The organism is Planotetraspora thailandica (genome assembly GCF_016863335.1).
Lineage (GTDB): Bacteria > Actinomycetota > Actinomycetes > Streptosporangiales > Streptosporangiaceae > Planotetraspora > Planotetraspora thailandica.
On the sequence record NZ_BOOR01000018.1, the window covers coordinates 77,399 to 101,538 of the forward strand.

The following is a 24,140-nucleotide window of genomic DNA, read 5'->3' on the forward strand; positions in this document are numbered from 1 at the left end:
CGTGCGGGCCGGTCCGCGCCGGCCGGACCGGCTACCGGGCGTAACGACCACGATTCCGGGAAGTCTGCAGATCACCGGCCCGATGAGGGAGTCTGCGGATGAGTGTTTTCCGGACGAAGACGGTTGAGCAGTCGATAAGAGACGCCGAGGGCGGCGAACACCGCCTGAAGCGAAGCCTGGGCGCTCTCGACCTCACCGTGTTCGGCATCGGCGTCATCGTGGGCACCGGGATCTTCGTGCTGACCGGGGTGGCGGCCCGCAACACCGCGGGCCCCGCGGTCGCGTTGTCGTTCGTCGTCGCGGGCATCGCCTGCGGGCTGGCGGCGCTCTGCTACGCCGAGTTCGCCGCCACGGTGCCGGTGGCCGGGTCCGCCTACACCTTCGCCTACGCCACGATCGGGGAGTTCCCCGCCTGGATCATCGGCTGGGACCTCATGCTGGAGCTGGCCCTCGGCGCGGCAGTGGTCGCCTCCGGCTGGTCGGGTTATCTGACCTCGTTGCTGAAGAACTTCGGGATCTACGTGCCCGGCTCGCTGGCCGGCGAGGACCCCGTCTTCAACCTGCCCGCCGCGGCGATCGTCCTGGCGCTGACGGCCGTGCTGGTGGCGGGCATCAAACTGTCGGCCCGCTTCAACGCGACCATGGTCGCGATCAAGCTGGCGGTGGTGCTGCTCGTCATCGTCGCCGGGCTGTTCTTCATCAAGGGCTCCAACTACCAGCCGTTCATCCCTCCGTCGCACATCGTGGAGAGCAAGGGCGGCCTCACCGCGCCGCTCATCCAGGTGCTCTTCGGCGTGCAGCCCGTGGTCTTCGGCGTGTTCGGGATCTTCACCGGCGCGGCGCTGGTGTTCTTCGCCTACATCGGGTTCGACGTGGTCGCCACCGCCGCCGAGGAGACCCGCAGGCCCCAGCGCGACCTGCCGATCGGGATCATCGCCTCGCTGGCCGTCTGCACGATCCTCTACGTCGCGGTCTCGCTCGTCGTCGTCGGCATGCAGCACTACTCCGAGCTCAGCGTGTCGGCTCCGCTCGCCGACGCCTTCCGCGAGGCGGGCCAGACGTGGCTGGCCACGCTCATCAGCCTGGGCGGCATCGCCGGGCTCACCACGGTCGTGATGATCCTCATGCTCGGGCAGAGCCGGGTGTTGTTCGCGATGTGCCGCGACAACCTGCTGCCCCGCCGGCTCGCCCGCGTCCACCCCAGATATCGCACGCCGTACCTGATCACGATCGTCATCGGGGGCGTCACCGCGCTGCTCGCCGGGTTCATCCCGTTGGCCGCGATCGCGGAGCTGGTCAACATCGGCACGCTCTTCGCGTTCGTGGTGGTCTCGATCGCCGTCGTCGTCCTGCGCCGGACACGGCCCGACCTGCCGCGCGCCTTCCGCACGCCGTGGGTGCCGGTGGTGCCGGTGCTGTCGGTGCTGGCCTGCGCCTACCTGATGCTCAACCTGCCGGTCGAGACGTGGCTGCGCTTCGCGATCTGGATGCTGATCGGAGCCGGGGTCTATTTCGGGTACGGCAGGCGCAGGAGCCGGGTCACAGTCCCTGAGGAGAGAGTCCTCGAAAACTGAGGACGGCTCCCGCGACGGCCAGCAGGAGCCCTGCGGTTCCCAGAATGAGCCGGTAGCCCCGCGGGGTCAGTTTGTGCCTTCCTGCCCCCACGGCCCCCGCCAGGGCCACCTTGGAGCCGCACAGGACCAGATAGAAGCCGACGGCGAAGGCCACCGCCGCTCCCGGCGCGTGGTGCCAGGCGGTGACGAACGCCGGGGCGCCGACGGCGATCCAGAAAAGCCAGGGATGGGGGTTGAGCAGGTTGACCGCCACCGCGCGCAGGATCTCCCCGGCCGACGACGGGGCGGCGGCCCCGGGCTGGGGCGGCTGTGCCGTACGGGCCTCGCGGACGGTCATGACGCCCAGGTAGATGACGTAGAGGCCGCCGGCGGCAGACAAGACGCGCAGGACGAGCGCGGGCATCGCCTCGGCGACGGTGAGGCTCAGCACGACGGCGGGCAGGTCCGACATGAGTGGCACGCAGGCCAGCCGGGCTCCCGCCCGGAATCCGCCGCGCAGGCTGGCGGTGATCACCAGGCTCAGCAGCGCGCCGGGAGTGACTCCGGCCCCCAACCCGAGGCTGAGCCCGAGAAGCAAGTCCTGCACGGGCGGTTCCTCCCGATCTGTCCCGCGTGAGGGTACCGGGTAAGCCGCTGTAGGGGAATCGGCGTGATCAGTTCTCCGCTAGCGGGATCCTCATCACGAACCGGGCACCGCCGATGTCCGAGCTCCCGGCCGTCAACGTGCCCTGGTGGGCATGGGCGATGTCGCGGGCGATCGCGAGGCCGAGACCGCTGCCTCCCTGGTCGCGGCTGCGCGCGGCGTCCAGCCGGACGAACCGCTCGAAAATCCGTTCCCTGTCGGCGTCGGCGATCCCCGTCCCGTCGTCGGAGACCGCGAGCACGGCGACGGAGCCCTCGCGGCGCACCTCCACCTGCACGACATGGGCCGCGTGCCGCTGGGCGTTGTCCAGCAGATTGGTCAACACGCGGCCCATCTGAATTCGGCAGGCCTTGACGGTTGCCCCGGTCTCGAGCTGAAGCCGCACCGGAAGGCGGTCCGAGCGCCGCAAGGTTTCCTCTTTGACCAAATCGGACAGGTCTATCGGTCTCCGGGGCGACGTTCCCCCCTCCACATGCGCGAGCAGCAGCAGATCACTGATGATCGTCTGCAGCCTGTCGACGTCGCTCAACGCGTCGCGAAGCAGCTGGGGAAGTTGTGTCGTCCGAGGATGCAGCTGTGCCTCCTCCAAGAGAGTGCGCAGCCCAGTGAGGGGGGTGCGCAGTTCGTGAGAGGTGTCACTGGTGAATCTGCGCTGCTGGGTGAGCGCCTGCTCGGAACACTCCCTCGCCTCCTCCAGACGATCCAGGGTGCCGTTGATCGTCCTGGCGAGCTGAACGATCTCATCGTTCCCGGGTGGCTCGGGTACGCGGCCGCCGAGGTTGGTGCTGTCGATGGTGGACAAGGTGGTGCGGATGGCCTCGATCGGGCGCAGAGCGTTGCCGGTGACTTTCCATGCGGTCCAGGCGGCCAGCATGATCAAGGCGGCCGCCTCGGCGGCGAGCAGCCACCCCATCCCTGCCCCGTCCGGCTCATGTTCGGCCGCGTAGACGACGGCGGAGTCGGGAGTGGGGCCGACCCTGAGAGCGGAGACGTAAACGCAGCCCAGGGGCTGCGGCGCGCAGGTGCGGAGGTTCTGCAGCGGAGCACGGGCCGACGGCCACACGTCCGTCGTCGGCGCGAGCCCATGGGCCGCGATCGTCGACGCGAGGATGCGCCTGTCAGATCCGACGATCTGAACGAAGTCGACTCCGCCGACGTCGGTTCCGAGTGGATCCTTCAGGCGTCCGGTACGGACGGCGGCCGCGGTGAGTCCGGCCTGCCGTTGGACATGCAGCCAGGCGGTGTCGTACTGCTCCTGACGCGACAACGCCTCTCCTTGGGCATAGGCGGGCACGGCGAAAAGCGCCACCAATACCGTGATCAAGAGTGTCGTGCGTGGCCGTATCGGGTGCGGGAACAGCCGGGCGTAACGGCCGGACAGCGTCATGGCGCGCAAGGAGACCTCCTCCCGAGATGATCGGTGCTCTGCAGTGGGCCCGCGCGCCCGTTGGACGCCGAGGTGATGGGCCCCGCCGCCTTCGCCCGACACGAGCGACGGCATGAGCATCGTGACCGGCAGCAGGGCCCCGCACATCACACGTCCAGACGATGTCGCATACGGGCAGGTCAGGGGAGGTTGGCACGAGCTCCGGATGCGCCCGAGTCATAAACTCGATGTGTGCTGGGCGGATGGTCGCATGAATGGGCGGCCGCGGGCGGGCTCGACTCCGGATGGTCGTCCTGGCGGAACTGGCGCGGCCGTACGCGTGAGTGGAACCAGGTGGTCGACGCGCTGCGGGCGGCTCGCAGCGGTCGGGGTTCCGTCCTGCTGGTCGAGGGCCGGGCGGGGATGGGAAAGAGTCGCCTGCTCGCGGAGGCGGTCGGCGCGGCGGCATGGGCCGGGTTCACGGTCGGTCAGGGTGCCGCGGACGAGCTCGATTTCACTCCTCTCGTCCCGCTGAGATCCGCGCTGTGGGAGATCGCCGGCGTTTCCTCGATCGGCTGCACGCCGGACCCCGCCCCCGCTGATATGCGGCTCATCCTGGTGAAGCAGGTGTCGGAACCGCTGGAGAGGCAGGTGGCGCGCGGGCCGGTGCTGGTGGCACTCGACGACCTGCACTGGGCCGATCCGCTGACGCTGTTGGCCCTCCGGTGCGTGTCCCGGGATCTGGCCTCCTATCCGCTCGTGTGGGTGTTGTCGCGCACCCCGGACAGCGGTCCGTCGTCCCCTCTGGACCATCTGTACGACAGTCTGGAGCGCGACGGCGCCGCCCGGATCGCGTTGGAGTCGCTGGACGAGCATGCGGTGGCCGAGATCGCCTCGGACGCCCTGGACGCCGAGCCGTGCCCGGACGTGCTCGCGCTGTCGGCCCTGGCGGAGGGGAACCCCTTCCAGCTCCTCGAGACGCTCGACAAGCTGAACGCGGAGGGCGTGATCGAGGTGATCGACGGCCATGCGCGGCTGGCGTCAGAACAACTGCCGCGCGTCCAGACGATCACGCGCAAGCGCATAGACGATCTCTCTCCGCGAGCCCGCGACCTGGTCCAGGTGGCCGGGATCCTGGGCCATACCTTCACCGTGCACGATCTGGCCGCGATGCTCGGCAAACCGACCGGCGACCTCATGCGGATGCTCGATGAGGCGATGACGGCGGGCATCCTGGTGGCCGTTTCGGACCAGCTGGCCTTCCGGCACGAGCTGCTGCGGCGCGCCGTGATCGAGACGCTGGCCCCGCCGATCCGGTTGGCGCTGCACCGGGAGGCGGCGCAGATGTTACTCGACAGCCGTGGCTCCGCCGTACCGGCCGCCTCGCACCTCATCAAGAGCGCGCTGCCCGGCGATGCCTCCGCCATCCGCGGCCTGGACCGCGCGGCGCTGGAGGTGCTCGCGTTCTCCCCGCAGACCGCTCTCGATCTGTCCATGCGGGCACTTGAGATCAGTGATCCCACCGACCCTGATCGGTTCGACCGTGTCGCGACGGCGGTTCACGCTCTGACGGCCACCGGACAGTTGTCGGAGGCAGCCCGGCTCGCCCGTGAAGCGCTCGGCACGGCTCCGCCCGGCACGGCCCTGCGTGTGCGGTGCGCGCTGGCGTACACGCTGCTGCTGAGCGGCCGGCCTGCCGAGGCGGTGACCGAGGCCGAAGGCGTCCTCGCCCAGCGAGAACTCTCCGACGAGCTTCGCGGCGCCGCCGAGTCGGCCCTTTTCTCGGGACTTCTGTCGCACAGCGACTTTCGGAAGGGACGTCGACGCGCGGAAGCCGTTCTGACCGACCGAGAGCAGCGCGACGACACCGCCCTGGTCGGGGCCCACATGCTGCTCGCGCAGTCCGCCCTGGTGGACGGGAAGGTCGCCGATTCGTTCGGCCACCTTCAGGAGGCGGTGCGGATCGCGAGCACGGGCTCGGTGGAGGCCATCGAGCGGCCGTACCCTCGCATGCTGCTGACCATGAACCACAAGTTCCTGCGACAGTTCGAGGCGGCCGAAAGCACCATTCGGGCCCTCGCAGAGGAAATCGAGGGGCTCGGGCAGACCGTGCAGGCCGCACAACCCGCGTTCTTCCGCAGCTGTCTGAGCCTGACCGCCGGTCGGCTCGATGACGCCGCGGCTGAGGCCCAGGAAGGGCTGATGATCGCGGAGGAGTTGGGCAGTCACGGATTCGACCTCACGGGGCTCTGCGTGCTCGCGATCGTCTCCGTGAGGCGTGGGGACCTCGAATCCGCGGCCAGGCACATCGAGCGCTACAGCTCCAAGCACGGCTGCGACGAGCGAGGGATGATGTACGGCGCGGCATGGGGGAGATGGGTGAGGGCGATGGTCGAGGAGGCCCAGGGAGAGCCCGATCGGGCCATGGACGTGCTAAGCGTCGCCTACACCGACGTGCGTGAAAGGCGCTGGACGCTCGTCGTCCAGCCCAACGCCGCCGGCTGGATGACCAGGTTGGCGCTGGCCACCGCGAACCGGTCCTGTGCCGAAGGGGTCGTCGACACGGCGGAATCACTGGCACGTGACAACCCCGATTTCCCCGTGCTCGGCGCGGCGGCCGCTCATGCTCGCGGCGTGCTTCATCGCGACACGACGGCCCTGGCCCGTGCCGCCGCCGATCACCTGGACCCCTGGGGCCGGGCCTCGGCCGCCGAGGACCTCGGTGTTGTCCTGCTCGACGATTCCGGCCAGACGTCTTGTGCCGTCGACAGCCTCGAGCGGGCACTCGACGGGTACGAGACCATGGGTGCCCTGCGCGACGTGGCCCGTGTCCGGGCCCGGCTCCGGGAGCTGGGCGTCCGCCACCGGCACTGGACGCGTGCCGAGCGGCCGGCTTCAGGGTGGGACAGCCTGACCGACACCGAACGCGCCGTCGTGGCACTGATCGCCAAGGGACTGACGAACCGGCAGGCGGCGGCGCAGATGTTCCTCTCGCCCCACACGGTGTCCGCCCATCTGCGCCATATCTTCAGCAAGCTCGGCATCGCGTCCCGCGTCGAGCTCGCCCGGCTCGCCGCAGAAAGGCACCTGGTCGAATCGCCGGACGACGGCGACGCGTAGTGCCGCGACCAGGCGGCCGCGGCACTACGCATGATCAGACGGCGGGAACGGACGCGACCCCGGGGGCCAGGAAACGCCGGCCGGTGACCTCCTCCGAGATGCCGGTCCTGTCCAGGTACGGCGTGACGCCGCCGGTGTGGAACGGCCAGCCGGCTCCGAGGATCATGCAGAGGTCGATGTCCTCGGCCGCCGACACGACGCCCTCGGCCAGCATGAGGTCGATCTCCTGCGCGAGGGCGCGAAGGGCGCGCAGACGCACCTCGTCGCCCGTGGACGGCGTGGAGCCGCCCTCGAACAGCGCCCGGGCCTGCGGGTCGATCTGGAAGTCGGCCCCGTAGAGGCCCGGCTTGCCCGCCGCGACCAGCTTGGCCAGGTTCTCCGACACGCCGTAGCGGTCGGGGAAGGCGGCGTGCATGGTCTCCGCCACGTGCAGGGCGACGGCGGGGCCGACGAGCTGCAGCAGGGCGAACGGCGTCATCGGCAGGCCGAGGCCGTCGAGCGCGTGGTCGGCCGTCTCCACCGGGGTGCCCTCGTCGACGGCGGCGATCACCTCGCCCATGAAACGGGTGAGCAGCCGGTTGACGACGAACGCCGGAGCATCCTTGACCAGCACCGACGACTTCTTGAGCGACTTGGCGACCGCGAAGGCGGTGGCCAGCGTCGCGTCGTCGGTGGCCGCGCCGCGCACGATCTCCAGCAGCGGCAGCACGGCGACCGGGTTGAAGAAGTGGAAGCCGACCACACGCTCCGGGTGGCGGAGCCCGGCGGCCATCTCGGTGATCGACAGCGAGGAGGTGTTGGTGGCCAGCACGCACGTCTCGGAGACGACCGCCTCGACCTCGGCGAACACCTGCTGCTTGACCTTGAGGTCCTCGAAGACGGCCTCGATGACGAAGTCGGCGTCGGCGAACGCGTCCTTGGTGAGCGAGCCGGTGACCAGGGCCTTCAGCCGGTTGGCCCGGTCACTGGAGATCCTGCCCTTGGCCTGCAGCTTGCCGATCTCGGCGTGCACGTAGCCGACGCCCTTGTCGAGGCGTTCCTGGTCGAGATCGGTCAGCACGACCGGCACCTCGAGCCGGCGCGCGAACAGCAGCGCGAGCTGCGAGGCCATCAGCCCGGCCCCCACGACGCCGACCTTGGTGACCTTGTGCGCGAGCGCCTTGTCGGGCGCCCCGGCCGGCCGCTTGGCCCGGCGCTGCACCAGATCGAACGAGTAGAGCCCGGCCCGCAGTTCGTCGCCCATGAGGAGGTCGGCCAGGGCCTCGTCCTCGGCGGCGAAGCCCTCGTCGCGCGTGGCCGTACGGGCCTGGGCGACCAGGTCGAGCGCGCGGTAGGGGGCGGGGGAGGCGCCGCGCAGCTTGAGGTCGACGAGAGTGCGCGCCTGGTCGATGACGGGCGTCCAGTCGGCGTCGGTGTGCGAGACCCGCTCCACGGTCACCTCGGCGCGCAGCACCTGGGCGGCCCAGCGCAGCGACTCCTCCAGGAAGTCCGCCGGCTCGAACATCGCGTCGGCGATGCCCAGCTCGAACGCGTCCCGCCCCTTGATCATGCGGTTCTGCGAGAGCGGGTTCTCGATGATCAGCTTGAGAGCCTTCTCGGGGCCGATCAGGCGGGGGAGCAGCTGGGTGCCGCCCCACCCGGGCACCAGGCCGAGGAAGCACTCGGGGAGCGCGACGGCGGGAACCCCGGAGGAGATCGTCCGGTAGACGCAGTGCAGCGCGATCTCCAGGCCGCCGCCCATGGCCGCGCCGTTCACGAAGGCGAACGAGGGCACGCCCAGCTCGCCGAGACGGCGGAAGACGTGGTGGCCGAGCGCGCCGATCGCGAGGGCCTCCTCGCGCGAGGTCACCGCGGCGGCCCCCTTGAGGTCGGCTCCGACGGCGAAGATGAACGGCTTGCCCACCAGACCCACGGCGACGATGTCCGTGCGCGCCGCGATGCCGTCCAGGGCCTCGTCGAGCGCGAGCAGGCCCTGCGGGCCGAAGGTGTTGGGCTTGGTGTGGTCGAAGCCGTTGTCCAGCGTGATCAGCGCCATGGTGCCCGCGCCGTACGGCAGGTCGACGTCGCGCACGAGAGCCTTGGTGACGACCTCGTCGGCGTTCTTCCCCTCAAGGAGGGACTTCCAGTTCTCGACGTTGCTCATGCCAGGTTCTCCCAGATGACCGTGCCGCCCATGCCCATGCCGACGCACATCGTCGTGATGCCGTACCTGACGTCGGGGCGCTCGGCGAACTCCCGCGCCAGCTGCGTCATCAGCCGCACGCCCGACGAGGCGAGCGGGTGGCCGAACGCGATGGCCCCGCCGTACGGGTTGACCCGGGGGTCGTCGTCGGCGATGCCGAAGTGCTCCAGGAACGCGAGGACCTGTACGGCGAACGCCTCGTTGATCTCGAACAGGCCGATGTCGCCGATGGACAGGCCGGCCAGACGCAGCGCCCGCTCGGTCGACGGGATCGGGCCGACGCCCATGACCTCGGGGTCGACCCCGGCGAAGGCGTAGGAGACCAGCCGCATCTTCGGGGTGAGGCCGAGCTCGGCCGCCACCTCCTCGGCGGCGACGACGCAGCCCGTCGCGCCGTCGTTGATGCCGGAGGCGTTGCCCGCGGTAACCCTGCCGTGGGCGCGGAACGGGGTCTTCAGGGCTCGCAGCCCCTCCATGCTGGTGCCGGGCCGGGGCGCCTCGTCCACGGTGGCCAGGCCCCAGCCCTCGGCGGCCTTGCGGGTCGCCATCGGGACGAGGTCGGGCTGGATCCTGCCGTCGGCGTAAGCCTTGGCGACCTTCTCCTGCGAGGCCACGGCGAAGGCGTCGGCGCGGTCCTTGGTGATGGTGGGGTAGCGGTCGTGCAGGTTCTCCGCGGTCATGCCCATGATCAGGGCGGACCCGTCGACGAGCTGCTCGGACAGGAACCGCGGGTTGGGGTCGACGCCCTCGCCCATCGGGTGGCGGCCCATGTGCTCGACGCCTCCGGCGATCGCCACGTCGTAGGCGCCGAAGGAGATGCCGCCCGCCACCGTGGTGACGGCGGTCATCGCGCCCGCGCACATGCGGTCGATGGCGTAGCCGGGGACCGACTTGGGCAGGCCGGCCAGCACGGCGGCCGAGCGGCCGATGGTCAGGCCCTGGTCGCCGATCTGGGTGGTGGCCGCGATGGCGACCTCGTCCACCCGGTCGGGCGGGAGGTTCGGATTGCGGCGCATCAGCTCGCGGATGACACGGACGACCAGGTCGTCGGCGCGCGTCTCGGCGTACAGGCCCTTGGGGCCCGACTTGCCGAAAGGCGTGCGAACGCCGTCGACGAAGACGACTTCACGGGATGCGGGCACGGGGTTTCGCTCCTACTCTCCGGCGGCTTCCGACCCTAATGCTACTGGCGAGTAACAGATGCCCCGATCGGCGGGGTCGGTGGTTTGGGATACTGGAAATCGCTTTCCGATCACGGCTGGAGGTGGCGTGGTCACTCTCGAGGAGGTCGCACGGCACGCGGGGGTGTCGCTCGCGACGGCGTCCCGCGTGCTCAACGGAAGCTCTCGCCAGGTCGGGCGCACGATGCGGGAGCGTGTCGAGAAGGCGGCGGCCGAGCTCGGCTACCGGACCAACGTGGCCGCCCAGACCCTGGCCCGCGGGGCGAGCGACGTCATCGGGCTGGTCGTCCACGACCTCGTTGACCCCTATTTCGCGGCCCTGGCCGACGGCGCCATGCGGGCGGCGAGCGCCCGGGGCCACATGGTCATGGTCGGCACCACTTACCGCGACCCCGAACGTGAGATCGCCTACGTCTCGACTCTGCACGCGCAGCGGGTGCGCGCCGTGCTGATAGCGGGCTCGCGCGTCACCGACGCCGGCCTGACCGAGCGGCTGCGCGCCGAACTCGACCGCTACCGCGAATCCGGCGGCAGGGCCGCCTGCGTCGGGCAGGACCTCCTCGGGGTCGGCACCATCGCCCCGGCCAACCGCCAAGGCGCCGCGGACCTGGCCAGGGCGCTCGCCACCCTCGGGCACACGCGCTTCGCCGTGCTGGCCGGGCCGCCCCACCTGATCACGGCGGCCGACCGGGCCGCCGGGTTCGCCGGCGCGCTCGCGGAGCTGGGACTGCCCGAACCCCAGATCGTCCACGGGGCGTTCGACCGTGCGGGCGGATACGCCTCCGTCCAGGAGGTCGCGGGGGCGACCTGCGTGTTCGCCGTCAACGACGTGATGGCCGTCGGAGCGCTTGCCGCGCTGCGCGAACGCGGCGTGCGCGTGCCGGACGACGTCTCGCTCGCCGGGTTCGACGACATCGCCACCCTGCGCGACGTCACGCCGTCCCTGTCGACCGTACGGCTGCCGCTGGCCGACATGGGGGCACGCGCGGTCGAGTTGGCCCTGTCCGAGGCTCCTGCGGCGGTGGTTCACGTCGAGGGCCAGGTCGTGCTGCGCGAGAGCGTCACGAGCGTGTGACGACGAGACGCGCGAAGCGGTCCTTCATCGTGGCGACGACCTCGTCGGGATCGGCGGCCCATATGTCGGCGTTGAAGATCTCCACCTCGACGTCTCCCGCGTAACCGGCCGCGGCGACGGCCTCGGTCAGCGGCCCGAAGTCGATCACGCCGTCGCCCATCATGCCGCGGCCGAGCAGCGCGTCGGCCGGCAGCGGGCTGAGGAAGTCGCACACCTGGTAGGACGCGATGCGCCCCTCCCGTCCTGCCCGCTCGATCTGCTCGAAGACCTGCGGGTCCCACCAGACGTGGAAGGTGTCCACCACCACCCCCACCGTCTCCGGCGGATACGGCGCCGCCAGGTCGAGGGCCTGGCCGAGGGTCGACAGGACCGCCCTGTCGGCGCAGTACATGGGGTGGAGCGGTTCCAGGGCCAGCCGTACGCCGCGCTGGGCGGCATAGGGGGCGAGCAGTGCGAGGGCGTCCGCCACCTGGTTTCTGGCGCTTCTCAGGTCGCGCGAGATCTCACCGAGGGGCTCGCCCGGCACCACCCCCGGCAGCCCGCCGACCACCATGACGAGGCAGGCCGCGTTGAGCGCGGCGGCCTCGTCGACGGCCCGCCGGTTGTCCTCCTCGAATCCGGGCGAGGTGAGAAACCCGCCGCGGCAGAGGGACGACACCCGGAGTCCCGCGTGCTTCACCAATGGGACGGTCTCGTCCAGCCCCTGTTCGGCGACGTTCTGCCGCCACAGGCCGATGGCCGGCAGGCCGTGCCGTACGCATCCGGCGACGGCCTCCTTCACCGACCACCGCTTTGTGGTCCATTGGTTCAACGCCAACCGATCCACCTTTTCAAGCCCCCTCTCCTCTTAGGCGTGATCACGTCCCCTTGGCCCGTGATCATGTTCCCTTGGCCCGTGATCACGACCCCTTGGGTGTGATCATGCAGAAGTTCGTCAAGATGTGCTCTCACCAGCCCCTTCCCCTGGGCGTGATCATGCAGAAGTTCGGGATCAAGCCGTCCGACCTGGGCCGACGCGTATCGTGATCATGCAGAAGTTCGCGAACATGACGTGTGACCTGGGTGGATGTCGAGCGTGATCATGCAGTGCGGCTGAGCGCTTCGCCAAGGAATGTCCGTCGACGGCTGCCTTCTGCATGATCACGCTCTGAGAATCCGCAGGTCGGGCCCATTGATCTCGAACTTCTGCATGATCACGGTCGGTGAATTCGCACGTCGGACGCATTGATCGCGAAGTTCTGCATGATCACGCCAAAGAGGGGGTGGCTCAGTTGTGGGCATGGCCGTACGTGGTCAGGAAGGCCTTCATCCGATGGACGGCCAGATCGGGATCGGGCAACAGCCCGGCCTTGTCCGCGAGCCGGAACACCTCGGCCAGGTGCGGAACGGACCGGGCGGACTGGGCGCCGTTCACCATGACGAAGCCATCCTGATGTCCCGCCAGCCACGCCAGAAAGACGATTCCCGTCTTGTAGTGATATGTCGGGGCCTCGAAGATCTTCCTGGACAACGCCATCGTCGGCCCCAATATCTCGTCATAAAGCGCGATATTCCGCCGGCGCGTCTCCTCGTCCTCGGCCTGCTCCGCCCGGTCCAGGGCAGCCAACGCGGTCGCGGCCGCCGGAGCGATGGCGTCGAAGACGCCCAGCAACGCGTGCGATCCCGACTTGATCAGCGACGGATAGTTGAAGTCGTCACCGGTGTACAGCCGGACGCCCGAAGGAAGGGCGGCCCTCAGGCGCACCTCGTGGTCCTCGTCGAGCAGCGAGACCTTGACGCCCTCCACCTTGGACGTGTGGTCGCGGATGAGGGCCAGGAACGACGCGGTCGCCTCCTCCACGTCGCGGGAGCCCCAATAGCCGGCGAGGTGCGGGTCGAACATCTCGCCCAGCCAGTGCAGGATGACCGGACGGTCGGCCTGTTCCAGCAGCGTGCCGTACACCTTGTGGTAGTCCTCCGAGCCCCGCGCGGTCCGGGCAAGCTGGCGGCTGGCCATGAGGATCACCCCAGCGCCCGCATCCCGCACGGTCTCCACCTGCTCGGCGTACGCCGCGATGATCGCGCCGAGCGTGCCGGCGTCCGGCGCGTGGTCGGTGCCCGCGCCGCAGGCCACCAGGTCGGCGGGATCGCCGATGGTCCGCGCCTCGGCGGCGCTGCGCCTGATCAGCTCGCTCGTCGCCGGCCAGTCGAGACCCATGTTGCGCTGCGCCGTGTCCATGGCGTCGGCGACGCGGAAGCCGTACGACCACAGATGCCGCCGGAAACGCAGCGTCGCCTCCCAGTCGACCACGGCGGGGCGGCCCGGGCCGTTGTCCCCGCGCGGATCGGCTACCACGTGCGCGGCCGCGTAGGCGACGCGCGTGGCCGGCGGTCCGTCCGGGCGCGCCCACGCGCCCGGTTCACCCAGTTCGTACGGCTCTCGCCTCCCGGGCAGCGAGATGACGGGACCGGTCACAACGCCTCCACTGGCAGACGACGGCCTTCGGCGTGCGAGCGCAGCCCGAGCTCGGCGATCTGCACTCCACGAGCGCCGGCGGCGAACGAGTAGGGGAAGGGCGCGTCCTCCAGCACGTGCCGTACGAACATCTCCCACTGGACCTTGAAACCGTTGTCGAAGTCCGTGTTGTCCGGCACCCGCTGCCACTGGTCGCGGAACGACTCGGTGACGGGCAGGTCGGGGTTCCACACCGGCCGCGGCGTGCCCGCCCGGTGCTGGATGCGGCATTCGCGGAGTCCGGCGACCGCACTGCCATGGGTTCCGTCCACCTGAAACTCCACCAGTTCGTCCCGGTTCACCCGTACCGCCCAGGACGAGTTGATCTGAGCGACCACGCCGCCCTCGATCTCGAAGACGCCGTAGGCCGCGTCGTCGGCCGTGGCCTTGTACGCCTGGCCGTGCTCGTCCCAGCGCTCGTTGATGTGGGTGCTGACGTGCGCGTACACCGACTCGACCCGGCCGAACAGGTTCTCCAGCACGTAGGTCCAATGGGGGAACATATCGAGCACGATGCCCCCGCCGTCCTCGGCACGGTAGTTCCACGAGGGCCGCTGCCCCGGCTGCCAGTCGCCCTCGAACACCCAGTAGCCGAACTCGCCGCGAACCGACAGGATCCGGCCGAAAAACCCGCCGTCTATGAGCCGCCTGAGCTTGAGCAGCCCAGGCAGGAACAGCTTGTCCTGGACGACGCCGTTCTTCACCCCGGCCTCCCGGGCGGCCTCGGCCAGCCGTACGGCGTCGGCCACGGTCTCCGCGGTCGGCTTCTCGGTGTAGACGTGCTTGCCGAGGCCGATGGCCTTGAGGGTGGAGGCCACCCGCGCCTGCGTCACCTGGGCGTCGAAATAGATCGTGTTCGCCGGGTCGGCCAGCGCGGCGTCGAGGTCGGTGGTGTAGTCGGGGATCGCGTGCCTGCCGGCGATGTCGGCCAGCTTGCCGAGGCTGCGGCCGACGAGCACGGGCCGCAGGCGCACGCGGTCGCCGTTGGAAAGGCTCACGCCGCCCTGCTCGTTGATCGCCAGGACGGACCGGACCAGGTGCTGGCGGTAACCCATCCGGCCGGTGACGCCGCTCATCACGACGCCGAGGACTCGGTCGCGCATCCCAGACCCTCCTCAGATGGAAAGCGCTTTCCCGGCCGAGAATAACACCCGATGTCCCGGTTCGGGGTCGATCCCGGGTGCCAGGCCGGGCCGGGGTGCAGGCTTCAGGCAGGCCGTACGGCTGCGCGCCGAGATTGCATGATCACGTTCGGGGTTCCCGCAGGTCGTACGGCATGGGCCGAACCCGTGCATGATCACGGTCGGTGTTTTCCCAGGTCAGACGGCAGGGCGCCGAACTTCTGCATGATCACGACGCGGGCCGGCGCACGTCGGCAGGCCCGCCGGCGAACTTCTGCATGATCACGCCCAAGGGTCGGGCCAGGTCACGCGGCATGCGCCCGAACTTCTGCATGATCACGGGGAGGGGGTCAGGCTTCGCCTTTCATTTCGAGGCGTTCGAGGGCCTTGGCCATCGGGTGGGCGGTCAGGGAGATCTGCCACTCCCGGGCGCCCAGCTCGCGCAGCCGCGCGCCGACAGCGTCTTCCGACAGGTCCGCCGGGGGTTCCCACGCCAGCCTGCGCACCGAGTCGGGCTGGAGCAGGTTCTCGATGGGCATGCGGTGCTCGTCGGCGAGCGCGGCGACGGCCGTGCGCACGGCGGCGAGGCGGCGGGCGGCCGCGGGGTCGCGGTCGGCCCACCGGTTGGCCGGGGGAGGCCCGTCGCCCGGCCCGACGGGCTGGGGAAGGTCCGACTCGGCCATGCCGCGGGCCTGCGTCACCGCGGCGAGCCAGTCCCTCAGGTAGCGGCGGGCGCTGCGGCCGGTGAAGGGCGCGATCTCGGTCAGGGCCTTGGTCGTGCGCGGCTGGTCGAGCGCGGCCTGGACGATCGCGGAGTCGGGCAGCACGCGGCCGGGCGCGAGGTCGGACTCACGGGCGATCTCGTCCCGCAACGTCCACAACTCCCGCACGACGGCGAGGCCGCGCAGCGTCCGGACGCGGTGGATGCCGGAGGTCCGCCGCCACGGGTCGCTGCGCGGCGGGTGGCCGGGCGCGGCCGCGATCGAGGCGAACTCCTCCAGGGCCCAGTCCAGCTTTCCGGTGGAGTTGAGCTCGTCGTGGAGGGCGTCGCGCAGCTCGACCAGCACTTCGACGTCGAGCGCGGCGTACCGCAGCCAGGCCTCGGGCAGCGGGCGGGTCGACCAGTCGGCCGCCGAGTGGCCCTTCTCCAGCCGCAATCCCAGCACGACCTCCACCATGGTTCCGAGCCCGACCCGCTCGTATCCGAGCAGCCGGCCCGCCAGTTCGGTGTCGAAGAGCCGTTTCGGGCGGAAGCCCAGCTCGGCCAGGCACGGCAGGTCCTGGGTGGCCGCGTGCAGGACGATCTCGGCGCCGTCGAGGGCGGAGTCGAGCTCGCTCAGATCGGGGCAGGCGATCGGGTCGATGAGCGCGCTGCCCGCGCCCGCACGGCGAAGCTGCACGAGATAGGCCCGGCCGCTGTAGCGGTAGCCGGACGCCCGCTCGGCGTCGACGGCCACGGGCCCCGTTCCCTCGGCGAAGGCGTGCACGGCAGCCGCCAGCGCTTCCGGGTCTTCGATGACGGGCGGAATTCCCTCTTTCGGCTCCAACAGGGGCTGGACTTCGGGTTCTGTCACAGGTTAAGGAACTTTCGGATCTTCTCGGCGGGCCGGGCGCGGGTGAAGCGCCGCGACGTCGGGGGGCAGCGGTGGTATTCCGGCGGCCAGGCACATCAGGTCGCACCAGGCGGCGACGTGTGCGGACAGGTCTTCGTCCAGCGGTGACCAGGACGCCCGCAGCTCCAGCTCGGTGGTGACGGGATCTTCGGCCTTGTTGCCGAAGCCCTCCGACACCGCCCGGGTCACCGTGCCGCCCGCGGCGGCGTACATCGCACCGTGGGAGTCGAGAGCCTCTGTGAGCCAGCTCCATGCGACGGGGCCGAGCAGCGGATCAGAGGTGATCTCGGGCTCCATGTCGGCCCGGACGTAGGCCACCAGGCGGAACGGTCCTTCCCAGCCTCGCTGGCCGTCCGGGTCGAACAACATGATGAGGCGTCCCACGGCGAGCTCGTCGTCGTCGCGGTACACCGAGGCTCCGACCGCACCGGAATAGGGGGCGAGGCGCTGGGGCGCCGGGATGTCCTCCAGCTCGATCTCGGGCCTCACCTGGGCGGGGCGCAGCGTCTCCAGAGCACGCCGGAAGGCGGCTGGAGGCGCTGGCGGCTCACCGAGGCTCATGACCGAAGAGTAGGTCGGATTCGGAAGAGCGCGAAGCGAGGGGGTGGCGATGGGGGGCATGGATGGTCGTCAAGCCGTGGCCATCGCAAGCAACAGGGCACCCCTGCGCGAGGGCTGCTCGAACTGGCTTTCGCAGCCGGCACAGTGCTCAGTGCGGCGTTCGGGGGAACTCCACATCGAAGTCATCGCTCCGGGCCTCTCGTCGGATCCGCCGGTCGTGTCGGTCGCTCAGGACTGATCCGACGTTGGCACGTCCCGCCGACATTTCCCCGCAACGCGCTCGGCGTGTCTCGAAAGTGGCATTGGAATCGATGCCGGATGGTCGATTGACGAACACTTTGCCGAGCCCTGGAAAGATCCTTAAGCCCGGGAGATCAAGAATACCGATCATTGGCGCCGGGTGTGCCGCGCCGTGCCGGGCGTTACGAAGATCGTTATTGGCCTCCGTCCAGGTGAGAGGTTGGCGCACCGGGTGGTGCCCCGGCGTGGGACGCTGGAGGGGTGAATCCCCAGCTCGACGACTCCGCTTTCCTTCGCGCCTGCCGGCGCGAGTCCGTGCCGCACACCCCTGTCTGGTTCATGCGCCAGGCCGGCCGGTCGCTGCCCGAATACCATCGTGTCCGCGAGGGCGTCCCGATACTCACCGCGTGCGCGACCCCCGATCTCGTGGTCGAGATCACGATGCAGCCGGTCCGCAGGTACGGCACGGACGCGGCGATCTTCTTCAGCGACATCGTGGTGCCGCTCAAGGCCATCGGGGTCGACCTGGACATCAAGCCGGGCGTGGGCCCCGTCGTCGAGTCGCCGATCAGGGACCACGACGGTCTCGCGGCGTTGCGCCCGCTGGAGCCCGGCGACGTGCCCTACGTCACCGAGGCCGTCCAGTCGCTCGTCAAGGAGCTCGGCGGCACGCCGCTGATCGGCTTCGCCGGCGGCCCCTTCACCCTCGCGTCCTATCTGATCGAGGGCGGCCCCTCCAAGAACCACGACCGCACCAAGGCCATGATGTACGGCGAGCCGGAGCTGTGGCACGAGCTGATGGACCGGCTCACCACGATCACCCTCGGCTTCCTCCGTGTCCAGGCCGACGCGGGGGCCTCGGCCCTCCAGCTGTTCGACTCGTGGGTCGGGACGGTCGCGCCTCAGGACTACCGGACGTTCGTGCTGCCGCACACCAGCAGGATCTTCGGCGAGCTGGCCGGGCTCGGCGTGCCGCGCATCCACTTCGGGGTCGGCACGGGCGAGCTGCTGGGCCTCATGGGCGAGGCGGGAGCCGACGTGGTCGGGGTCGACTGGCGGGTCCCGCTCGACGAGGCCGCGCTGCGCGTCGGCGCGGGCAAGGCCCTGCAGGGCAACCTCGACCCGGCGGTCCTGCTCGCGCCGTGGAAGGTGGTCGAGGAGCGGGCCCGTGACGTGCTGGAGCGCGGCCGGGTGGCGGAGGGGCACGTGTTCAACCTCGGACACGGCGTGCTGCCCTCCACCGACCCCGGCCAGCTGGCTCGGCTCGCCAGCCTGGTTCAGGAGCTTTCTGCGTCCTGAGCCTCGCGGGGAACCGGCGCAGGCTCCTGTGACACGGCGGGCGTCTCCGGCCGGGGCGCGGCCGCCGCAGGTCCAGGCAGGAACCGCCGGCGTACGGCGACGACGGCCACCCAGATCACGGCGCCCACGACCAGCCAGGGAAGCAGCGCGCCGAGCACGGCCAGGGCCACCGTGGTCGAGGAGGCCAGGGCGTCCCATCCGGTTTTGAGCCCGGACAGGAAGCTCGGGTCCGGCTCGGCGGGCATGGCGGTCTTCGGGACGCGAGGCGGCGTGGTCACGGTGAGTGTGATCGTCGCCATCGCGGTCTGGCCCGCCAGACTCCGCTGCCGGGCCTGCAGCGACTCCAGGTCGGCCTCCCTGCTGGAGATCTCCTGCTCGACCGCCATGATCTCGCTGATTTTTGTGGCCTTTGACAGGAGCAGGCGGAACTGGGCGAGGCTGGCCTCGGCCGACTTCACCCGGCTGTCGACGTCGGCTACCTCCTCGGTGACGTCCTCCTCCGACTGGTGCTGCGCCGCCCGCTTGCCGAGGTCGCGGCCGAGTTGGGCGAGCACGTCGGTGTAGCGCTCCGGCGGCACCTTGAAGGTGACGACCGCGATGTCTCCGCCCGGCTCCGAGGTGGTCTTCTCCTCCGACACGTGGCCTCCGACGCCCGCCACGATCTGCCTGGCCTTGTCGGCCGCGCCCGCGACATCCTTGGCGTGGACGGTCAGCTGGGCTGTCCGGATGACGGTCCGCGGCTCGGCCGAGACACCCTGACCTGAGCCGCCCTGGCCCGCCGCCGGAGCCGAGGCACCGGTGCCCCCGGTGCCCGCGTCGCCGACGGCCGGGACGGGCGCCGCCTTCTCCGGAAGATCGGCCGGCGCGGTCGCGTAGACGCCGGCGGAGGTCGAAACGCCGTCCCCGCTGCCGCACCCCGAGATGAGAAATGCCGTCGCGGCGATGCACGCGACGCCGTACCGGATTCGTCTCATGCCCTTGAAGACGGACCGCGGCGTCGGCTGGTTTGGCGGCGGGAGTCACGATGGGGTTGCGGTGTGATCTCGCCGCGTGACCATGTCGTTGACCGGTACGGCGGTGCCGGGGCCGCCAGGGCGAGACGATAACTTTTCCAGACATGGACGGGACTTCTGGTCGTCATGTGGTCGTCGTGGGGGCGGGCATCGCGGGCCTGGCCGCCGCGTGGCACCTGAGCCGCGCCGATCCCGGCGTGGAGATCACTGTGCTGGACGGCGCGTCGCGCATCGGCGGCAAGCTGTACGCCTCGGAGGTGGGCGGCGTCCAGGTGGACGCCGGAGCCGAGGCCATGCTGGCCCGCCGGCCCGAGGGCAAGGAGCTGGCGCGGCAGGCGGGGCTGGGGGAGGCGCTCGTGCACCCCGGCACCACCCAGGCGGGCATCCTGTCCCGGGGATCGGTGCGCCCTCTGCCCAAGGGGCACGTCATGGGCGTGCCGTCCGACGTCATGGCTCTCGCCCGGACGGGCATCCTGTCGCCCGGCGGCCTCGCGCGGGTGTCGCTCGACGAGGTGCTGCCCCCGACCACGGTGCCCACCGACGTGTCGGTGGGCGCCTACGTCGGGGCGCGGGTCGGGGGAGAGGTGGTCGACCGGCTGATCGAGCCGCTGCTGGGCGGGGTCTACGCGGGCCGGGCCGACATGTTGTCCCTCGACGCGACGATGCCGGCCGTCGCGGCCGCCGCCCGCACGGAACGGTCGCTGCTGCGGGCCGCCAGAGACCTCGCGGCCAAGACGCCCAAGGACGCCGGCCCCGTCTTCACCACCCTCAGGCAAGGCCTGGGCGGCCTTCCCGAGGCCGTCGCCCGCGCCTCGGGAGCGCGGATCCGCACCGGCGTGATGGTCCGCGGGCTGACGCGCACCCCGGACGGATGGCGGCTGGTCACCGGCCCCACCAGGGACGAGGAGGTCGTCGACGCCGACGCCGTCATCGTGGCGGTGCCCGCGACGCCCGCGGCCCGGCTGCTGGAGCGCGAGGTGCCGAAGGCGGCGGCCGAGCTGGCGAGGATCGAATACGCGAGCATGGCCATCGTCACCCTCGCCTACCCGAGATCGGCCTTCCCCGAGCCGCCGGCGGGCAGCGGATATCTCGTGCCCTCCGTCGAGGGCAGGCCCGTCAAGGCGGTGACGTTCGCCACGACGAAGTGGCCCCACCTCGCCGAGGCCGACCCCAACCTCGTCATCGTCCGCTGCTCGATCGGCCGCCTGGGCGAGGAGGCGGTGCTGCAGCGCGACGACGCCGAACTGGTGGCCTTCGCGATGAACGAGATGACCGAGATCATGGGGGTTCGCGGGCTGCCGATCGACTCCCGCGTCACCCGGTGGGGTGGCGGACTCCCGCAATACGACGTGGGCCACCTCGACCGGATCGCCCGCGTGCGTGCCGCCGTGGCCGCGCAGCCGGGGCTCGCCGTCTGCGGGGCCGCCTACGACGGGGTGGGCATCCCCGCCTGCGCCGCCTCGGGCCGCACCGCCGCGACGCGCGTCCTGGAGTACCTGAACGCGCGGGCCGCGGCCGGGGCCCGTCAGGAGCCGGGCGACTGAGACGGCAGAATGGGCGATATGACGGACGGCACCGCGCGGCCCAAGGCGCGTGATCTCAACCAGGTAATCCGCTACACGATGTGGTCGGTCTTCCGGCTGCGCGACCAGCTTCCGGCCGAGCGCGAGGCGATCTCCGGTGAGCTGAGCGAGCTGCTGGAGCAGGCGGCCGGCAAAGACGTCGTGACTCGCGGGTGCTACGACGTCTCCGGGTTCCGCGCCGACGCCGACTTCATGTTCTGGTGGCACGCGCCGGCGGCCGAGGACCTCCAGGAGATCTACACGCGCTTCCGCCGCACCGCGCTCGGCCGGGCCAGCGAGCCCGTCTGGTCCGCGATGGCGCTGCACCGCCCTGCCGAGTTCAACAAGTCGCACATCCCGGCGTTCCTGGCCGAGGAGGAGCCGAGGGGCTTCGTCTGCGTCTACCCGTTCGTCAGATCCCTGGAGTGGTACCTGCTCGACGACGCCGACCGCAGGCGCATGCTCGCCGAGCACGGCAAGATGGCGCGTGACTACCCGGATGTGCGGGCCAACACCGTGGCCTGCTTCGCGCTGAACGACTTCGAGTGGATGCTCGCCTTCGAGGCCGACGAGCTGCACCGCATCGTCGACCTGATGCGGCACCTGCGGGGAGCCGAGGCGAGGCGGCACACGAGGGTCGAGATCCCCTTCTACACAGGCACCCGCAAGCCGGTGAGCGAGCTCGTCGCCGCGCTGCCCTGAGCTGACTCAAGGGCCACCGCCAAGGGCCCGGACGGTTCGTACGGCGTGGCGCACGATGCGGCACGCCGTACGCGTGGGTCACTCCTGCGGCTGCAGGGTCAGCGACACCGAGTTGATGCAGTAACGGTCGTCGGTGGGGGTCGGGTAACCCTCACCGTGGAAGACGTGACCGAGGTGGGAGTCGCAGCGGGCGCACCGCACCTCCACCCTCCTCATGCCGAGCGAGTCGTCCTCCAGGAGGACCACGGACTCCGACTTGGACGGCTCGTAGAACGACGGCCATCCGCAGTGGGAGTCGAACTTGGTCTCCGACCTGAACAGCTCCACGCCGCACGCGCGGCAGGAGTAGACGCCGACGGTCTTGGTGTCGACGTACTCGCCTGTCCAGGGACGTTCCGTCCCGGCCTGCCGGAGCACGTGGAACTCCTCGGGCGACAACTGCACGCGCCACTCGGCGTCGCTCTTGACCACCTTGTCCATGTTCACCAGCCTAAGCACGACGCCCCTGTCGGGGATTACGTACTCAGAACCACATGGACCCGGGAGATCTTCCCGCACGAGTTCTTTCTGGCGAAGCATCCTTTCACCGCACTTCTTGCGTCTTCACTGATGAGGGGACCGACCGTCCTCCCTCACGGGGGGAGGTCTGCCCGTCCTGCCGTCAAGGCGGCGAAGCGCCCTACCCGTGCTGGGCGTCGCCGGACGGCGAGAGAGGACGCCGCCCGCAGGGCGGCCCGTCGAGTCCGTCCCGTCGCGGGCGCAGCGATCGTTGTGCCGAGCGCTGTGGGCCTCGCGACCACGAGCTCCCTGCCGGGGAGGCAGGGTGGCTTGTGGGAGCTCCCGGTCCGGCCGCCGTTGGCAGCCCGGGACGGACCCTCTCATCCCGGGTAGTGTCCGAGCCATGGCTTCGCCGTACATAGAACTCGACGTCGAGGGTCGGACCGTCAAGGTCACCAACCCGGACAAGATCTACTTCCCCGGCATCGGGGCCACCAAGCGCGAGCTGGTGGAGTACTACGTGAGCGTCGGCGACGGCGTGCTGCGCGCGCTCAGAGACCGGCCGACCTATCTCAAGCGCCACCCGGACGGCGTCGAATCGGATGCGATCTATCAGAAGCGCATGCCCAAGCATCCCGACTGGATCGAGACCGTCACCGTGCGGTTCCCGAGCGGGCGCACCGCCGACGCGTTCTGCCCGACCGAGGTGGCGGCGATCGCCTGGTGCGCCAACCTCGGCACGATCGACTTCCACCCATGGGCCGCCCGCCGGCCCGACCTCGACCACCCCGACGAGCTGCGCATCGACGTCGACCCGCAGCCGGGAACGGGATTCGAGGAGGCCAGGAAGGTCGCCTTCGCCGCCAGGGAGGTGCTCGGCGAGCTGGGCATGGAGGGCTTCCCGAAGACCTCGGGCAACCGCGGCATCCACGTCAACGTGCCCATCGAGGCCCGCTGGTCGTATGTCGACGTACGGCACGCCGGCATCGCCCTGGCTCGCGAGGTGGAGCGCAGGCGGCCCGACCTGGCCACGACGGCCTGGTGGAAGGAGGAGCGGGGGGAGAAGGTCTTCATCGACTTCAACCAGAACGCCCTCGACCGCACCGTGGTGGGCGCCTACTCGGTGAGGGCCCGGCCGGACGGCAGGGTCTCGGCCCCGGTGACCTGGGACGAGCTGGCCGACTGCGATCCCGGCGACTTCGACCTGCGGACCATGCCGGAGCGGTTCGCCAAGCTGGGCGACGTGCAGCGGGAGATCGGCGACCGGGCGTTCCCGATCGACACGCTGCTCGAGTGGTACGCCGACGATCCACGCGGCGACATGCCGTACCCCCCGAACTACCCGAAGATGCCCGGTGAGCCCAAGCGCGTCCAGCCCTCCAAGGCCCGCGACTAAGCCGCTATCAGCGGATCGTGGTGGCGATCAGCATGATCAGGACGAACGTCGACAGCCCGGTCGTCGCGTGGAGGAGGATGGCGGTCAACGGGCGGCCGCGTGACGCGCCTCGCGCGTGACGGCCGCCGCCCAGCCAGCGGGTCAGCATCGCGAAGCCGAGCAGCGCCGCGGTCGTGATGACGGCCAGCGCACCCCAGGCGTACCGGTCCTCCTGGGTGAGGATGAAGCCGATCCACAGGCCCAGCCCGGCGACGGCGAGTGCGGGGTGGCCGACGATCAGCATGCCGGGAAACCGGGTGACCTTGGCGACCCGACGGCGCGCGCCTCCGTCGGCCAGCCACCTGACCATCAGGGGGACCCCGGCCAGGGCCGATACCGTCCACGCTGCGAGCACGGCGAGATGCACACGCCCTCCGACTGGTTCATCGACTCTTCTTTGCCGTTCTTTGTCGATTCCGTGGAGATTCACACGTGGCGACATCGAACCGTTATCGGCACGT

At 70.4% G+C, this 24,140-nt stretch carries 19 protein-coding genes; 7 read left to right on the plus strand and 12 right to left on the minus strand.

Annotated features, from left to right (window positions below; genetic code table 11):
- The first annotated feature begins 98 nt into the window (after positions 1–98).
- A complete protein-coding gene (locus tag Pth03_RS14430) occupies positions 99–1,574 on the plus strand; it encodes an amino acid permease (RefSeq protein ID WP_275413106.1) in 1,476 nt (491 codons plus the stop codon).
- Here the strand turns inward: Pth03_RS14430 and Pth03_RS14435 are convergent.
- Together Pth03_RS14435 and Pth03_RS14440 are read right to left on the minus strand one after the other, a co-directional pair.
- A complete protein-coding gene (locus Pth03_RS14435) occupies positions 1,540–2,160 on the minus strand; it encodes a LysE family translocator (RefSeq protein WP_203944752.1) in 621 nt (206 codons plus the stop codon). The two genes, Pth03_RS14430 and Pth03_RS14435, sit on opposite strands and share 35 nt — an antisense overlap.
- 67 nt (positions 2,161–2,227) lie before the next feature.
- Positions 2,228–3,604, minus strand: a complete 1,377-nt coding sequence (locus tag Pth03_RS14440) for a HAMP domain-containing sensor histidine kinase (RefSeq protein ID WP_239119046.1) — start codon at positions 3,602–3,604, stop codon at positions 2,228–2,230.
- 231 nt (positions 3,605–3,835) lie between these two features.
- On the opposite strand from Pth03_RS14440, the gene Pth03_RS14445 reads away from it, so the two are divergent.
- Complete coding sequence (locus tag Pth03_RS14445) at positions 3,836–6,703, plus strand: helix-turn-helix transcriptional regulator (protein WP_203944754.1); 2,868 nt, start codon at positions 3,836–3,838, stop codon at positions 6,701–6,703.
- 34 nt (positions 6,704–6,737) lie between these two features.
- Here Pth03_RS14445 and Pth03_RS14450 read toward each other — a convergent pair whose 3' ends face one another.
- Positions 6,738–8,846, minus strand: coding sequence for a 3-hydroxyacyl-CoA dehydrogenase NAD-binding domain-containing protein (locus Pth03_RS14450; RefSeq protein ID WP_203944755.1), 2,109 nt, complete (start codon positions 8,844–8,846; stop codon positions 6,738–6,740).
- Entirely contained in the window at positions 8,843–10,027 is a 1,185-nt protein-coding gene (locus tag Pth03_RS14455) for a thiolase family protein (protein WP_203944756.1), read from the minus strand. Before Pth03_RS14455 ends, Pth03_RS14450 begins: the two co-directional genes overlap by 4 nt.
- 127 nt (positions 10,028–10,154) lie before the next feature.
- On the opposite strand from Pth03_RS14455, the gene Pth03_RS14460 reads away from it, so the two are divergent.
- Positions 10,155–11,141: a LacI family DNA-binding transcriptional regulator gene (locus tag Pth03_RS14460; RefSeq protein ID WP_239119032.1), complete on the plus strand. Its 987-nt coding sequence runs from the start codon at positions 10,155–10,157 to the stop codon at positions 11,139–11,141.
- On the opposite strand, the gene Pth03_RS14465 is transcribed toward Pth03_RS14460, so the two are convergent.
- The 5 genes from Pth03_RS14465 to Pth03_RS14485 form a co-directional block, all read right to left on the minus strand.
- Positions 11,128–11,967 (minus strand): sugar phosphate isomerase/epimerase family protein, encoded by an 840-nt coding sequence (locus Pth03_RS14465; RefSeq protein ID WP_203944758.1) that lies wholly within the window; start codon positions 11,965–11,967, stop codon positions 11,128–11,130. The two genes, Pth03_RS14460 and Pth03_RS14465, sit on opposite strands and share 14 nt — an antisense overlap.
- A gap of 441 nt (positions 11,968–12,408) precedes the next feature.
- The gene (locus tag Pth03_RS14470; protein ID WP_275413107.1) at positions 12,409–13,596 is read right to left on the minus strand and encodes a dihydrodipicolinate synthase family protein; all 1,188 of its coding nucleotides are present in this window, start codon (positions 13,594–13,596) and stop codon (positions 12,409–12,411) included.
- Entirely contained in the window at positions 13,593–14,738 is a 1,146-nt protein-coding gene (locus Pth03_RS14475) for a Gfo/Idh/MocA family protein (RefSeq protein ID WP_203944759.1), read from the minus strand. Before Pth03_RS14475 ends, Pth03_RS14470 begins: the two co-directional genes overlap by 4 nt.
- A 368-nt stretch (positions 14,739–15,106) precedes the next feature.
- Positions 15,107–16,330 (minus strand): HRDC domain-containing protein, encoded by a 1,224-nt coding sequence (locus tag Pth03_RS14480; RefSeq protein ID WP_203944760.1) that lies wholly within the window; start codon positions 16,328–16,330, stop codon positions 15,107–15,109.
- Positions 16,331–16,333: 3 nt separating this feature from the next.
- A complete protein-coding gene (locus tag Pth03_RS14485) occupies positions 16,334–16,930 on the minus strand; it encodes a DUF3000 domain-containing protein (RefSeq protein WP_203944761.1) in 597 nt (198 codons plus the stop codon).
- A 501-nt stretch (positions 16,931–17,431) separates the two neighbouring features.
- On the opposite strand from Pth03_RS14485, the gene hemE reads away from it, so the two are divergent.
- Positions 17,432–18,469, plus strand: a complete 1,038-nt coding sequence (gene hemE / locus Pth03_RS14490; protein ID WP_203944762.1) for a uroporphyrinogen decarboxylase — start codon at positions 17,432–17,434, stop codon at positions 18,467–18,469.
- Here hemE and Pth03_RS14495 read toward each other — a convergent pair.
- Positions 18,448–19,443, minus strand: a complete 996-nt coding sequence (locus Pth03_RS14495) for a DUF4349 domain-containing protein (protein WP_203944763.1) — start codon at positions 19,441–19,443, stop codon at positions 18,448–18,450. The two genes, hemE and Pth03_RS14495, sit on opposite strands and share 22 nt — an antisense overlap.
- Positions 19,444–19,586: 143 nt before the next feature.
- On the opposite strand from Pth03_RS14495, the gene hemG reads away from it, so the two are divergent.
- Together hemG and hemQ are read left to right on the plus strand one after the other, a co-directional pair.
- On the plus strand, positions 19,587–21,026 hold the full coding sequence (hemG, locus tag Pth03_RS14500) for a protoporphyrinogen oxidase (protein WP_203944764.1): 1,440 nt from the start codon (positions 19,587–19,589) through the stop codon (positions 21,024–21,026).
- An 18-nt stretch (positions 21,027–21,044) separates the two neighbouring features.
- A complete protein-coding gene (hemQ, locus tag Pth03_RS14505; RefSeq protein WP_203944765.1) occupies positions 21,045–21,746 on the plus strand; it encodes a hydrogen peroxide-dependent heme synthase in 702 nt (233 codons plus the stop codon).
- 78 nt (positions 21,747–21,824) lie between these two features.
- Here the strand turns inward: hemQ and msrB are convergent, their stop codons facing one another.
- A complete protein-coding gene (gene msrB, locus Pth03_RS14510; RefSeq protein ID WP_203944766.1) occupies positions 21,825–22,226 on the minus strand; it encodes a peptide-methionine (R)-S-oxide reductase MsrB in 402 nt (133 codons plus the stop codon).
- Between the two features lie 421 nt (positions 22,227–22,647).
- On the opposite strand from msrB, the gene ligD reads away from it, so the two are divergent.
- Entirely contained in the window at positions 22,648–23,640 is a 993-nt protein-coding gene (gene ligD, locus Pth03_RS14515; protein ID WP_203944767.1) for a non-homologous end-joining DNA ligase, read from the plus strand.
- Positions 23,641–23,647: 7 nt separating this feature from the next.
- On the opposite strand, the gene Pth03_RS14520 is transcribed toward ligD, so the two are convergent.
- Positions 23,648–24,046 carry a hypothetical protein gene (locus Pth03_RS14520; RefSeq protein WP_239119033.1) on the minus strand — a complete coding sequence of 133 codons (399 nt, stop codon included), beginning with the start codon at positions 24,044–24,046 and terminating at the stop codon, positions 23,648–23,650.
- Positions 24,047–24,140 lie beyond the last annotated feature (94 nt).